The organism is Streptomyces sp. NBC_01622 (assembly GCF_045209635.1).
Taxonomy (GTDB): Bacteria; Actinomycetota; Actinomycetes; order Streptomycetales; family Streptomycetaceae; genus Streptomyces.
On record NZ_CP109293.1, the window covers coordinates 4,074,660 to 4,086,538 of the forward strand.

Annotated in this window: 15 protein-coding genes; 8 read left to right on the forward strand and 7 right to left on the reverse strand. The window is 61.7% G+C overall.

All coding sequences use genetic code 11. The annotated features are described in order from the left end of the window. Positions 1-353: 353 nt before the first annotated feature. From OH768_RS18195 to OH768_RS18205, 3 genes are all read right to left on the reverse strand, one after another. Positions 354-527: a hypothetical protein gene (locus OH768_RS18195; protein ID WP_406454879.1), complete on the reverse strand. Its 174-nt coding sequence runs from the start codon at positions 525-527 to the stop codon at positions 354-356. Between the two features lie 253 nt (positions 528-780). Continuing rightward, on the reverse strand, positions 781-981 hold the full coding sequence (locus OH768_RS18200) for a hypothetical protein (RefSeq protein ID WP_406454881.1): 201 nt from the start codon (positions 979-981) through the stop codon (positions 781-783). Between the two features lie 181 nt (positions 982-1,162). Next, positions 1,163-1,552, reverse strand: a complete 390-nt coding sequence (locus tag OH768_RS18205) for a DUF6415 family natural product biosynthesis protein (RefSeq protein ID WP_406454883.1) — start codon at positions 1,550-1,552, stop codon at positions 1,163-1,165. Positions 1,553-1,778: 226 nt separating this feature from the next. Between OH768_RS18205 and OH768_RS18210 the strand changes: the two genes are divergently transcribed. The 4 genes from OH768_RS18210 to OH768_RS18225 all read left to right on the forward strand — a co-directional run bounded on the left by OH768_RS18210 (position 1,779) and on the right by OH768_RS18225 (position 3,798). Further along, positions 1,779-2,039, forward strand: a complete 261-nt coding sequence (locus OH768_RS18210; protein ID WP_406454885.1) for a hypothetical protein — start codon at positions 1,779-1,781, stop codon at positions 2,037-2,039. After that, positions 2,011-2,538 (forward strand): DUF6879 family protein, encoded by a 528-nt coding sequence (locus tag OH768_RS18215; RefSeq protein ID WP_406454887.1) that lies wholly within the window; start codon positions 2,011-2,013, stop codon positions 2,536-2,538. The genes OH768_RS18210 and OH768_RS18215 overlap by 29 nt, the downstream gene beginning before the upstream one ends. 24 nt (positions 2,539-2,562) lie before the next feature. After that, entirely contained in the window at positions 2,563-3,414 is an 852-nt protein-coding gene (locus tag OH768_RS18220) for a helix-turn-helix domain-containing protein (RefSeq protein ID WP_406454889.1), read from the forward strand. 141 nt (positions 3,415-3,555) lie between these two features. Then, the gene (locus OH768_RS18225) at positions 3,556-3,798 is read left to right on the forward strand and encodes a hypothetical protein (RefSeq protein WP_327401418.1); all 243 of its coding nucleotides are present in this window, start codon (positions 3,556-3,558) and stop codon (positions 3,796-3,798) included. A 35-nt stretch (positions 3,799-3,833) separates the two neighbouring features. Here OH768_RS18225 and OH768_RS18230 read toward each other — a convergent pair. Continuing rightward, positions 3,834-4,651, reverse strand: a protein-coding gene (locus OH768_RS18230; protein WP_406448790.1) for an IS5 family transposase whose coding sequence is annotated in 2 segments (ribosomal slippage) — positions 3,834-4,309 and positions 4,309-4,651 — 819 coding nt in all. Because the reading frame shifts where the segments join, the coding sequence is not laid out codon by codon here. A 51-nt stretch (positions 4,652-4,702) separates the two neighbouring features. After that, positions 4,703-5,520 (reverse strand): IS5 family transposase gene (locus tag OH768_RS18235; RefSeq protein ID WP_406454891.1). Its coding sequence is split into 2 segments (ribosomal slippage): positions 4,703-5,170 and positions 5,173-5,520, totalling 816 coding nucleotides; the frame shifts between segments, so codons are not numbered across the junction. Positions 5,521-5,619: 99 nt separating this feature from the next. On the opposite strand from OH768_RS18235, the gene OH768_RS18240 reads away from it, so the two are divergent. Then, positions 5,620-6,054, forward strand: a complete 435-nt coding sequence (locus tag OH768_RS18240) for a DUF6228 family protein (RefSeq protein ID WP_406454893.1) — start codon at positions 5,620-5,622, stop codon at positions 6,052-6,054. 247 nt (positions 6,055-6,301) lie between these two features. Here OH768_RS18240 and OH768_RS18245 read toward each other — a convergent pair whose 3' ends face one another. Beyond that, complete coding sequence (locus tag OH768_RS18245) at positions 6,302-9,616, reverse strand: NACHT domain-containing protein (RefSeq protein WP_406454895.1); 3,315 nt, start codon at positions 9,614-9,616, stop codon at positions 6,302-6,304. Continuing rightward, positions 9,617-9,949, reverse strand: a complete 333-nt coding sequence (locus OH768_RS18250) for a trypco2 family protein (RefSeq protein WP_406454897.1) — start codon at positions 9,947-9,949, stop codon at positions 9,617-9,619. It abuts the gene before it with no gap. A gap of 244 nt (positions 9,950-10,193) precedes the next feature. Here OH768_RS18250 and OH768_RS18255 point away from each other — a divergent pair, with 244 nt between their 5' ends. From OH768_RS18255 to OH768_RS18265, 3 genes are all read left to right on the forward strand, one after another. Beyond that, a complete protein-coding gene (locus OH768_RS18255; protein ID WP_406454899.1) occupies positions 10,194-10,550 on the forward strand; it encodes a hypothetical protein in 357 nt (118 codons plus the stop codon). A 388-nt stretch (positions 10,551-10,938) separates the two neighbouring features. Further along, positions 10,939-11,331 carry a cyclic nucleotide-binding/CBS domain-containing protein gene (locus OH768_RS18260; RefSeq protein ID WP_384156092.1) on the forward strand — a complete coding sequence of 131 codons (393 nt, stop codon included), beginning with the start codon at positions 10,939-10,941 and terminating at the stop codon, positions 11,329-11,331. A 100-nt stretch (positions 11,332-11,431) separates the two neighbouring features. Further along, positions 11,432-11,848: a Fur family transcriptional regulator gene (locus OH768_RS18265; RefSeq protein ID WP_406454901.1), complete on the forward strand. Its 417-nt coding sequence runs from the start codon at positions 11,432-11,434 to the stop codon at positions 11,846-11,848. The last annotated feature ends 31 nt before the right edge of the window (positions 11,849-11,879 follow it).

The window sequence follows — 11,879 nt, forward strand, 5'->3', positions numbered from 1 at the left end:
TCCGAGCTGCTGAACCTGCGGGCAGCTGTGCGCAGTGCCTGGCCGATGACTTCAGGGCGCTCGTCAGGTGTGAGGCCGACTGCGGGGCGAGATCCTGCGGGTTGAAGGAGCCAAGCAGTCTTCCGTGGGCGGGAGGGGCGTCTGCGTGGGCTCCTGGCGCGGTCACGAGAGTTACGGCGGCTGCGGCAGCGAGGGATAAGAGGGCGGAGAGTATGCGATTTCTACGGACCTGCATGAAGATCCTTTCGGGTGACCTGGTTCGTGGCGCTGTCAACTTCCCGGGATGCGGCGTGATCGTATAAGCGACCTCGATCAACTCACCAGGCGCAGCGGACTCGTTGGCCTGATGTCACTCAGGTGATCAGCTGTTCAAGGAGAGTTGGCCGAGATGAATGCACGGTGCAGCGGCTGCTGGTGGCGAGGAGTTGGGAAACACCGCCGGGGATGCGGGCGACGGCGGATGCGGCTTCGTCCAATGGTTGCTGGGCGGCGCGGTTGACGACGGGGAGATGGCAAGTGGCCGTCATGATCAGTGCTCTGGAACTCGTCGGCGCCCGAGGTCAGAACGACAGCAACTCTCTCCGCGCTGACGTGCACCCGATGACATGCACATCGATCCCGGGAAGCAACACATCCTCGATCGCCACGGCCCCCGTACCTGGGCAATCCCCACGAGAAACGTTCCCGCAGGCGCACGACGATCAGGGGTTCACGGAATCACGGCCAGGACCAATTAAATGACCGTCGACAACAGAGTCGTGTCATCGGGGTTGTCCTGCATCAGGACCTCGTCCACTCCGCGATCAGCACGCGCGCCAGAATGCGCACCAGCGCAGTGTCCGGCTCGACGAGGTCAGCATGCTCGCGGTGTGCCCACACGTCCCGCCCCGGTCCGCTCATGCTCTCCTCGTGCCAGAGGTGAACTGCGTCGCCAGGATCGGTGATCGGCTCGTCGCAGTAGCGGCAGAAGCGCAGGGTCATGACGCACCCGCGATCTGCGTGTGGCAGGGACAGGTGCAACGTCGTACGAGGACCAGGCCGCCCCCGTGGGGTAGTGGGATGTCCTTGGTCTGACGGCAGTCGTGGTGCAGTTCCTGGTATCCGTCCAGGGCGGCCACCGCGCACTCGGCTGAGCGCATCGAAGGGTCGTCGATGGGCGCGGTCACGGGCGCGCGCCGAGGTTCTCGTAGTGGTCGCACAGAGCGTTCAAGGTGCGTGCCAGGCGTCGGGCGTAGCCGACTTCTTCGCCGAATCTGCGGATCGGCTCGGCACGGAGCTTTCCCCGCGCCTCGCCTACGCAGGCGAGCGCGCAGTACCGGGGGATGCTGTCCTTCTTCAACCGCCTGACGGACTGCTCGACCTCGGGGATGAGCAGCTCCAGGTGGCCCCGAATCATCTGCGTCAGCGTCTCCAGCTCATCAGCCGTCGGGGGCAGCGCCACGGCGTCTGGGTCCAGCAGAATCTGCACGGTCTCGCGCATGACGGTGATGTCAGGGCCATCGGCTTGCCGGCGCTCAGTACCTTCGGATGCTGCGGTGGTGCGGTTCGCCATGTCGACCCCTGCCCAGTCGGCCACGCCCGGGGCCGTTCGCATGGTCGCCGGGTCTCGTCGTGCCTCTTGAAACTAGGAGTGCGATGGACACCAATGCCAGCAATGTGCAGATCTTTGCATCCATGCCAACCAGCCCTGCTCCTTGGCGAGTTCGGCCCCTTGACCAGCTACGCCATCTGCCGGACCGTGTCACAAAGAACTGCACATCTCATGGATGGAGACAGTCATGTCGCTACGGTTCATCGGGATCGACCCCGAGACCAAGACCGCGGACTCACCGACCGTGTGGGTCGACCAGGAGAAGGGCGAACTCGTCTTCCAGGGATGGAAGCCCGACCCTCAACTCGAAGCAGAGTGCGCCACGTTCGAAGTGCCAGGTCATGCCGTCGGCATTCCGGTGGACGAGGCCGTCATCCGGATCCCTGCCAGGATGGTGCACATGATCAGGGAGGCGTGCGATGTCCTCGATCGGTCCGACGATCGCTGAACTCATGGTCAAGTGCACACGTTCCGCTGTGCACCTTGAGATGCGAGATCACTACGGGGTGGCCGCAGAGGCTGATGACTTCCGGACCTGGTTGGAGACCGGCCGTCTCGACACCGATCCGGGATCGCCGGACTGGGCCCCCTGGGTGGACCTGGTCTCTCGTGCCGTGGCGCGCGGCGTCTCGGTGCGGCGCGCCCGGATCGTGTCCGAACCCGTCTCGGACTACATCCGCTACGAACACGCCTCCACCGGCGTCAACGTGCACGCCGGGGAACAGGTGCGTTGGTTGCCCCGCCGCCGTGCCTCGGATATCGCCCTGCCGGGCAACGACTTGTGGCTCTTCGACGACCGGGTGATCCGGTGGGGTTACTTCTCCGGCGACGGGGCCATGATCGGCCACGAGGTCTCCGAGGATCCAGCCGCCGCGAAGCTGTGCGCTGAGTCCTTCGAGGCCGTATGGGCGCGCGCGATCCCGCACGACCAGTACCAGATCCACTGACCAGAAAGCACCGGCAGCCAATCCATGCCCGCCTCGCCCTCCTCGTCTGCCCAGGCCGCACGTGAAGCCGTCGCCCACCGGCTGCGCGACCTGCGCAAGGAAGCCGGCCTGACGGTCGTGCAGTTGGCTGCCGCGTGCGGCTGGCACTACTCCAAAACCTCACGCATCGAGAACGCCCTCACCGGGCCATCCGCGAACGACATCCGACGCTGGTGCACCGCGACCGGGTCGGACGGACGAGCGCAGGATCTCGTCGTGCAGTCCATCAACGCGGAGTCGATGTACCGGCAATGGCGTGACCAGGTCCGCGCCGGACTGCGCCACATCCAGGACAGCAGGATGCAGGCGTCCCGCGAGACCGAGACTTTCCGGATCTACTCCTCCAGCATCGTCCCCGGGCTCTTGCAGACAGAGGGCTACGCCCTCGCTGTCCTCGGTATCGCCGCAGGCATCCACGACCTCGACATCGACGACAGCGCGGAGGCCGCGCGCGCTCGGCTCGAACGCTCCCGCATCATCCACGAACAGGGACACCGTTTCGTCGTAGTCATCGAGGAAGCCGTCCTCCACTCCCAGGTGGCCAGCCCCGACGCGATGGCAGCACAACTCGGCTACCTCCTCACCGCCGGAGCCCTGCCGGCCGTCTCCCTCGGCGTCATCCCCATGACCATCCGTCGGACGCACTGGCCCGAAGAGACCTTCCACATCTATGACGACAAACACGTCTCCGTCGAGCTGGTGTCCGCCGAGGTGAACGTCACCCAGCCCTCCGAGATCGCCCTGTACGTGAAGGCATTTGAGCAGTTGCGCAGCATGGCCGTGTACGGCGCAGACGCTCGCGCTCTGATCGTGAAGGCCATCGAAGCCCTGCGCTGAGCACGGACTTTGACCAAATCGGTGGTCGATCTACATCCAACCCTTCGGTTGCCACTCGCTGTCGTCACCGCACCTGTAGACCTTGCCGTTGTCCGAGCCGCACCCCCGGGTCTGTCCCGGCGGCGGCTTAAGATCCAGGCCATGGCAGACATTCCCGACGAATTGATCAAGCTGGAACGTTCCTCCGAAGACGCCCGTCAACAACTCGCCGGCCTTGTCGGTGAGGAGCACGAGGCCCAGTGGAAGGCGTGGCGTACAGCAGCCGAGGACTTCCAGGCCGCAGTGACCGAATACGCGACGCGCGAGGACGTGACCATGTCGCGGCATGAGGTGGAGCAGGCAGCGAAGCGGGCTGTACGGCACGCCGAGCCCGCTGATGCCTGACATATGGGTCGTCGGACCAGCTCTTAGACCGTGTCCTATGTGGTGAGGCGGACGTATCGCTTGTAGCAGCAGAGGGCGGCGGCAAGTCCGAGAAAGGCCAGGTAGTTGCGGGGATGACGTTCGTAGCGGGGGCTGAGTCTGCGGTAGCCGGACAGCCACGACATCGTGCGCTCGATCACCCACCTGCGGCGGCCCAATCGTTCGCTGGACTCGATTCCTTTGCGGGCGATGCGGACTCCAATGCGCTTGCCGCGTAACCATTTCCGCAGGTCCGGCCGGTCGTAGGCCTTGTCCGCGTGGAAGCGCTGGGGCTTGAAGTAGCGGCCGCGATCCGGGTCGTGTCTCGTTTGGTGACCCGCCACCATGGGCTTCAGACCCTCGCTGTCATGGGTGTTGCCGGCGGAGACGCCGACGAGGAGGGGCAATCCGTTCGCGTCCGACAGAACGTGCATCTTGGAACCCGGCTTGCCCCGGTCCACGGGGCTCGGACCTGTGTGTTCGCCCCCTTTTTCGCCCTGACGTGGGCGGTGTCGAGGACGACGCGGGAGACATCGATGAGGCCGGCGTCGTCCAGGCGGTGCAGGACGGCTTCGTGCAGGCGGCCCCAGACACCGGCTCTGGACCAGATCAGGAATCGGCGGTGGACGGTCGACTTCGAGACACCGAAGCACGGCGGTAACGCTCGCCAGGCACACCCGCTGACCAGGACGTAGATGATGGCTGCGAACAGCGTCTCATCAGGCGTGCCCTGCGTCCCGCCGCCTTGCGGCCGCACTTTCGACGGCGGGATCAGCGGCTTCGCGATCTCCCACAGCCCGTCCGGAACAATCCAACTCCACGTACCCCGCCCCATGAACAGACCAACGTCCGCCTCACCACATAGGACACGGTCTTAGAGGTTGTCTCACGTGGTGAGTTTTGCGAGTTTCTTGTAGCAGGTGAGAGCTGCGGCGAGGCCCAGGAAGGCGAGGAAGTGGCTGCCCTTGCGTTCATAGCGAACGGTGAGACGGCGGTAGCCGAACAGCCAGGCGATCGACCTCTCGATCTTCCAGCGGTGTCGGCCGAGCCGCTCGCCGGACTCGATGCCCGGGCGCGCGATGCGCGGGATGAGTCCTTGGGAGCGAAGCCAGGCAAGGTGTTCGGCGGAGTAGTACGCCTTGTCGGCGCGGACCTTGACCGGTCGCCGTCGTCGTGGCCCGCGCCGGGAGCGTATGGCGGGGAGACCCAGGAGCAGCGGCTTGAACGCCTGGCTGTCATGCACGTTCGCACCGGACACTGCGACGGCCAGCAGAATGCCCTGCGCTTCGGACAGCACATGCAGCTTGCTGCCCTTCTTGCCGCGATCGACCGGGTTCGGCCCGGTCAGCGAGCCCCCCTTTTCGCACGGACGGACGCGGCGTCGATGATCGCTGAGGTCCAGTCCAGCGCACCTCTGGCACCGAGTTCGTCCAGGACCGCCCGGTGCAGCCGGCGCCACAGACCGGCCCTGGTCCACGCCGCGAACCGGCGATGCGCGGTGGCAGGCGAGGTGCCGAACGTCGGCGGCAGATACCGCCAGGCGCAACCGCTGGTCAGCACGTACACCACGGCCGTGAACACCTTCCGATCCGCCACCGGTACCGTCCCGCCACCCTGCGGTCTGGGCCGGAACGGTGGTATCAGTGGCGCGGCAATCTTCCACAGCCCATCGGGGACCAGGTCCCGCGCAAGATCCACAGCCATAGCGGACGATCATGCCCCACGCGGGGCCGGTGGCCCGTCCTCGGGGCAGTGTGGGAATAGCAGTTGGCGATCGAGCCCCACGACTTCTAACCTGCACAAATGACCGAAGACGGCCCTGCGGTACGCGTGGGAGATACCGGACCGCGACCGGTCCACCTGCTCTTCTCCGAGCCGGCAAGACCGTTCGAGAACGACCCCACACTCGACTTCGTCGTGAAAGCTCGCGGGCAATGGGTCAGTATCGAGACCCTGGTTCGGACGTGGGACGGCGACGGCCTCGACACCTTCCTCTCCTCACTGGCTGAGGATTTCCACGGCTGGGAAGGAGCGCGCGCCTGGCGCTCTCTGGAACGCGACCTGACGATCTCGGCGGAACACCACTCGGGCGGCTACGTGCACCTGACGTGGGGCATCCACGATCGGCCTCCGTCCGAGGAGTGGCACTTCGAGACCACCACCGTGCACGCGGCCGGCGAGGAGATGCGAAACCTCGCCGCCGAGTTCCACACGTTTCTCACGAGCACGGTCGAGTAGCTGGGGCAACAACACGTGAGACAACCTCTTAAGCAGTTGCTCGCCGACGGCGGTCCGTTCGACCAGGGCGACTTGTGCGCCCGGCATCTTGCGGGACCGGACAGCCCATACGCGTCCGACCGAGTTACAAATTTCTCTACTGGTTCGAGGGCACAGCAATTAGCCACCTGATGCCAGAGAAATGGACAACCAGTTCCCGGGCCACCAGTAACATAAGAAAAACCGACTTCCATCGAGGCTTCACCATTTATGGAATCGTCTCCCTAAGCCAGCCCCAAGAATCAGCCCCCTTTACCCTCTCGTCGGAATTTCGCCAGGAAACGCGACATCCACTAAGGCTTGCGATTAGACGCAAAGGAGGACGATCGCCGAAATCGCCGTAATAGAAAATCAGCTCTTGAAGGTTCGGATAGATGTCCGCGACCCTGTAGAGCTCATCCAACTCAGTTGCAGATCCAAGCCAAAGTGATCGCACCTGCGGCAGGGAAATCGCGTCGCTGAGGTTACCGAGCTGCTCACCAGATATCTCAAGCCTACTGAGCGAGGAAAGATCTTCCCAAGTTGCCCTGGCAGACGGCGGAATAGCGGCCGCACTAAAGGTGATCTGATCAATTTTAGAGCATGCCGTGATGCTACGAATGGCGGATTTCGGGAGTGGAGTAGATGGGACCCTCAAGAAAACAAGGCCTTCAGGAATCGAAAATTCCTTGTCCCAACCAATGACTGCCCCAGGGCCAGGTTCTATAGTCAGGTGTTTCAGGTGTCTCATTGTCTCTATTGCGTCGAGATGCGCGATGTACACCTCCCCCAGCAACGATAGCCTCGCAATAGGCGCGCCTTCAAGGGCCGAGAGATCAACCCTTCCCGGGCAATCCCAGATCTGCAAATCTTCAAGTTCTGAGCAGTCATTCAGGGTTGCTAGATCCAAAGATCGCTTGTTGCCGCGAAGAGTTAGACTGGTCAGGCAATCGTGAGGAATCAAAGCTATTTGAGAATCAGAAAAGTCGCCATGGAGCTCAACATCATTAGGACGCGCCTGATTAGCCACAAGAGTCAGTTGTTCGTGTGTCTTAATCACGTACGATAGCTTCTCAGGGGGAAGCAGGCATAGCACTCGGTTCCAGTACTCTCCTACGTCAAACCTATCCCAAGCTTCCGCTATAAGCGAAGCCTCAGCCGCGGTTACCGAGTCCATTTCGGCATATCTCGCAAGCAAAGGAATAGCTTGCTCACTACCTACAGTGATTGCTGCTGTAACCACTGCCTCGCGAGTGGCGTCATTTAACCCTACGGGGCCCGGAAGGAGATCCAGGATCAGCGTACCCGTGCGAGCTAGGGCTTTGGCGGCTTGGTGCGTTCGTGGCGGTATCAGTTTTTTGATCGCTGCTTGAACGTCTTGTCTGACCGACGGATCCAACGCCGTGGCGTGCTCCAGAGAAGCGGCAGCAATTAGCCGCCGCCGACTCCGATGCTTAGCGCCTTCCTTTGCCTTATCAAGGACGCCTTTGAGTAGTACTGTTCTTTCCTTTGGGCGCGCATGGCCTACCGCCATGCGGAATACGTCAGCCCACTGATCCTCGTGAGCGTGGTTGATCAGGGCACCAAAGTTATCGTCCTCAACAGCGGCCATCGCGGCCAGATAATCCTGAAAAGTTCTGTGAATAAAGTCAACTGTGCCAGTCGTTGGCTGCCGAAGCAGACCGCTTCGCTCCAGCAGATAAATCAGCACCTCGCCTGCGGTTCCCTTGACCGAGGGAATAGCAGGGAGGATTATCGAAATTATCTTCACTGCGGATTCATAGTTAATCTCCGAAGCGCTGTTAATCGTCAACCAGAAGGCTATTCGCTGGAGAAGCTGAATCTGTTCCTCGAGCCGCAGAAGTTGCAACCCTTCTGGGATTAGCACACCGCGCTCTCTATCGCGGCGAACCAAAAGCATTTCTAACGCTGCGGCGTATAGTTCCATACGGCCTTCAGGCAGGTAACCCCTACGATCCCGATTTAGAGCGCATATGAGAGCACACATCAGCGGCGTAGTCGCAAGCTGCGCAAGCCCTGGCTTCGACAGAATCGCATTCTTCAGAGAGCTGCGCCAACCTTCTATCTGCGCCAGAAGCTCTGCACTCTTTGGGTCATCCAGTATTCCGGCCGCAGTGTCATGCCACTTGTCAATGAAATTGAAAATATCGCTTCTACTCATAGGAAGTAACTCAAGCTCTGAGAAATGAGCCTTAATGAGCCACCCTTCCCGAACTGCTGATGGACGCGTAGTGACCACATACCACGCTTCCGGAAAAGCAGCCATCAACTCGCCAAGCCATGAACGTGTACGCTCGCGGTCTCCTTCAGGGACCTCGTCTACACCGTCAACCAGCAGCAGTACCTGTCCCTGAGACAATTGCTTGGAGACCCACCCATCAGCGCCAGGAAAGCGCGCGAGCGGCTTAGCTACAATAGAAAGAAAATCCTCAGGGCTTGGCAGTGACTCTCGTTGCACCAAATGCCTTAGTCGCAGAAATATAGGAACACAACCCGAAAACTCGGAAAGGGGCTCTGGAAGATCTTCCTGCGCGGTTTTAGTCGCAAGCCATTGCAGCAATGTCGTTTTCCCAGACCCTGCCTCACCGCGAATCAACACGCGTCGCCGCCCCGCCAGAGCATATTCGGCGCGTTGCGATCGCCTCAACATCTCCTGTTGCTTGCTTTCCAGGTCTCGGCGAGGCTGAAATTCGGCCTGTTCCTTATCTCGCATTTCGGCCACTAGTTCGAGGCTCAGATAGCCGGTGTCGATCGGCCAAGACTCGTCGTGGGCGTCCGCTCTACTAAGCCCAATGATTGTCAGCTCTTTGTGTTGACTAACTACAAAATCGCGATATTTCTGCGAAAATTTACTCTCCTCCTGCCTTTGTGGAGTCAAGCTCTCACTAGTGGGCCTAAAGTTTTCGCTGGCGCACGCATCTAGAAACATTGGGTCGTCGAACAGAACGCTAGCGGGTGTTACCAGGATCCGGGAATTATTCCATCTCGCTTGATCGGCACGTACAATTCCGACGAGCAAGCCGTCAACGAATAGGGGAGCTCCAGAAAGGCCAGCCCAGGGTGAATCACCTTCCTGCATAGCTGTGGGTACTGCGTGATTCAAGTCGACCGCGTAAGTGCCCTGCAACATACCGGCAGCAGGCTTGAGGATCCCTGAAAGCTGATCCACATCAAGCTGACCCTGTTGATCGCGCTGGGCATCCGAATAACCTACGATTTGCGCATTCGGCCACACTTGAAGGCCGCTGAGTCGACCCATTATCAACGGTTCGGTCGATTGCGCAAAGAGGCCCTCATCTAGACGAAGAAGGGCCGCATCACATTCATCGTTATATGCCGACCAAACTAACCGACCACGTACGGGCCTACTGGTTCCAGGCGTGATAACCAGCGCTTCTCGGTCAGGAGCCACAACATGAGCAGCGGTGAGGACTAACGACGGAGATATTAGGTAGCCGCTGCCCTGGCGAGAACTCAGTATTGCAGCAATTGCTCTACTCGTCGGATGCAAGACGCCAACCAATCAGCGCTCAGAGTTAAACTTACCTAGGCCGCCCAAATTTTCATTTCCTACTTCAAGATTTCCGCCGCTCTTCGCGTTTTTCGGCGTTAAGGTAAATGAAACCCGGTGGGACCGTGCTGATGACCTGTTCGCATCGACACTTGCGCTCAGAAGCCAGGCCTTGACTCCCCCTCGAGCCCCTACTTCACGGCGAATCTCGACCTCGAACTCCATCTCAATTGGCCCAACTTCGAACCGGATCTCTTTGCCCACGCCACCCGTAGCCGCTCGTAGCAATTCATCCCTAATCGCCTCAACTGCGACAGAAAGCTCAATATCTCCAAAATCAGACATGCCAACCTCTTGGTTGTTGTAACGCCCCGAGCACTCAACATAGAGGCCGGTAGGTGTGTTGGGGGTCGAAACCGTCGAACGTCGGTGGCGGCTCTCCTTCCGTCTCATTCAGTGCCGTTCACGGCCGTTCAGACAAGACCGAAGCTGGCAGTCCCTCCCGCGACCGGACACCCATGAACGCAGGTGAACGGCACCGTCCAGGGCCCCCAACACCACCACCAGTCGAGGCGGTTAGCTTGGGAGTGTGGACGAGGAAGCGATCGCCATCAGACTCACGCGCGATCAAGTGTTCGCGCTGTCGGGCTGGCTCTACCAGGCGATGTTCCAGTCCGACGATCTTGAGGGGATCGTTCACGACCGCAGGGTCTGGTCACCGATCTACGTGGTGTCAGGAACGCTGGACAAGTCCCTGAGCGAGATCTTCATGGCCGACTACAGCCCACGGCTTGAAGCGGCCAAGGAGCGCCTCTGCGCCGACCTGTACGGCGAAACCGACGGATCAATGACGCCAGGCGAGGACGTGACCACCGCACCACAAGCGCACCAAATCAAGCGGGGAATCACGGTGAATGCGACAAAGGTCTATGAGACCTCGACCTGACCGTTGGCCCAGGTCAGCGCCCGAACCTCCCGCAGATGATCGCAGCTTCCCAAGCTAATGCCCGGAGACGAGCTGGGGTTGCTGCGGCGACCTTGCTGGGCCGTCTGTGGGCCGTCCGAAGGTGGCCAAGGACAACCAGCAACGACCACTGACGGCCACAACCGCGCAGCTCGTCGGCAAGGTGGAGGATGACCCCGCACCCCACCGACAACTGCGATCAATACATGCGCTACTGAGCGCAACGGGACGCCTGCACACGCCCCCAACCGGCCGCGCGCGCCCTCTTGTTGACCCGTGCTTTACCTGCGACTCTGAGGGTCCCCCCACTTGTGAACTTGTGAATCCGGGAACTAGCTCATCCGGATTCCCTAGGAGGTGGCCTCATCCCATGCTGGTCCGCGACGCCATGAGCACGGTGGTTCTCACCATCGGCCCCGCCCACACCCTCCGCCAGGCAGCCGCCCTGATGTCCTCGCGCCATGTCGGCGCGGCCGTGGTCCTCGATCCCGACGCCGGCGGCATCGGGATCCTCACCGAACGGGACATCCTCAACTCGCTCGGCCGGGGCCAGAACCCGGACACCGAGCGCGCCCATGCCCACACCACCACCGACGTCGTGTTCGCCACCCCGGCCTGGACGCTGGAGGACGCGGCGAGCGCGATGGCCCACGGCGGCTTCCGCCATCTCATCGTCCTCGACCGCGCCGAGCCCGCCGGCATCGTCTCGGTCCGCGACATCATCCGCTGCTGGGCACCCGCACGACAGCAGGTACCGGCCTGACAACCGCCCGGACCGAGTAGTTGGATCCAGTCCAAGTCCGGCAGCCCTCCAAAGTCACACCTATTCGGAAACTGGTCATGTTGCTGTTAGGCTGGCCTGCATGAGTGACCTTCTGGAGCGGCTGCGCGGACGCGGATGGCGGATGACCGCACAGCGGCGCGTCGTGGCCGAAGTGCTCGACGGCGACCACGTCCACCTGACCGCCGACGAGGTCCACTCCCGCGCCGTGGCCAAGCTCCCCGAGATCTCCCGGGCGACGGTCTACAACACGCTCGGCGAGCTGGTCTCCCTCGGCGAGGTCCTCGAAGTAGCCACGGACAAGCGCGCCAAGCGCTACGACCCGAACGCGCACAGCCCGCACCACCACCTGGTCTGCGCCAACTGCGGCCAGATCCGCGACGTCCACCCGGGCGGCAACCCCCTCGCCGACCTCCCCGACTCGGAGCGCTTCGGCTACACGGTCTCGGACGTCGAGGTGACGTACCGCGGGCTGTGCCCGAACTGCGCGAGCGCGTAGCAAGTCCTCCACGAGCCCCGGTACCGCAGCA

Bases quoted from the DNA above. Each gene is read 5' to 3' on its own strand.
- OH768_RS18220 (WP_406454889.1), top strand. From the start codon at position 2,563: ATGCCCGCCTCGCCCTCCTCGTCTGCCCAGGCCGCACGTGAAGCCGTC.
- OH768_RS18210 (WP_406454885.1), top strand. From the start codon at position 1,779: ATGTCGCTACGGTTCATCGGGATCGACCCCGAGACCAAGACCGCGGAC.
- OH768_RS18205 (WP_406454883.1), bottom strand. From the start codon at position 1,552: ATGGCGAACCGCACCACCGCAGCATCCGAAGGTACTGAGCGCCGGCAA.
- OH768_RS18215 (WP_406454887.1), top strand. From the start codon at position 2,011: ATGTCCTCGATCGGTCCGACGATCGCTGAACTCATGGTCAAGTGCACA.
- OH768_RS18200 (WP_406454881.1), bottom strand. From the start codon at position 981: ATGACCCTGCGCTTCTGCCGCTACTGCGACGAGCCGATCACCGATCCT.
- OH768_RS18195 (WP_406454879.1), bottom strand. From the start codon at position 527: ATGACGGCCACTTGCCATCTCCCCGTCGTCAACCGCGCCGCCCAGCAA.
- OH768_RS18250 (WP_406454897.1), bottom strand. From the start codon at position 9,949: ATGTCTGATTTTGGAGATATTGAGCTTTCTGTCGCAGTTGAGGCGATT.
- OH768_RS18260 (WP_384156092.1), top strand. From the start codon at position 10,939: ATGCTGGTCCGCGACGCCATGAGCACGGTGGTTCTCACCATCGGCCCC.
- OH768_RS18265 (WP_406454901.1), top strand. From the start codon at position 11,432: ATGAGTGACCTTCTGGAGCGGCTGCGCGGACGCGGATGGCGGATGACC.
- OH768_RS18240 (WP_406454893.1), top strand. From the start codon at position 5,620: ATGACCGAAGACGGCCCTGCGGTACGCGTGGGAGATACCGGACCGCGA.
- OH768_RS18225 (WP_327401418.1), top strand. From the start codon at position 3,556: ATGGCAGACATTCCCGACGAATTGATCAAGCTGGAACGTTCCTCCGAA.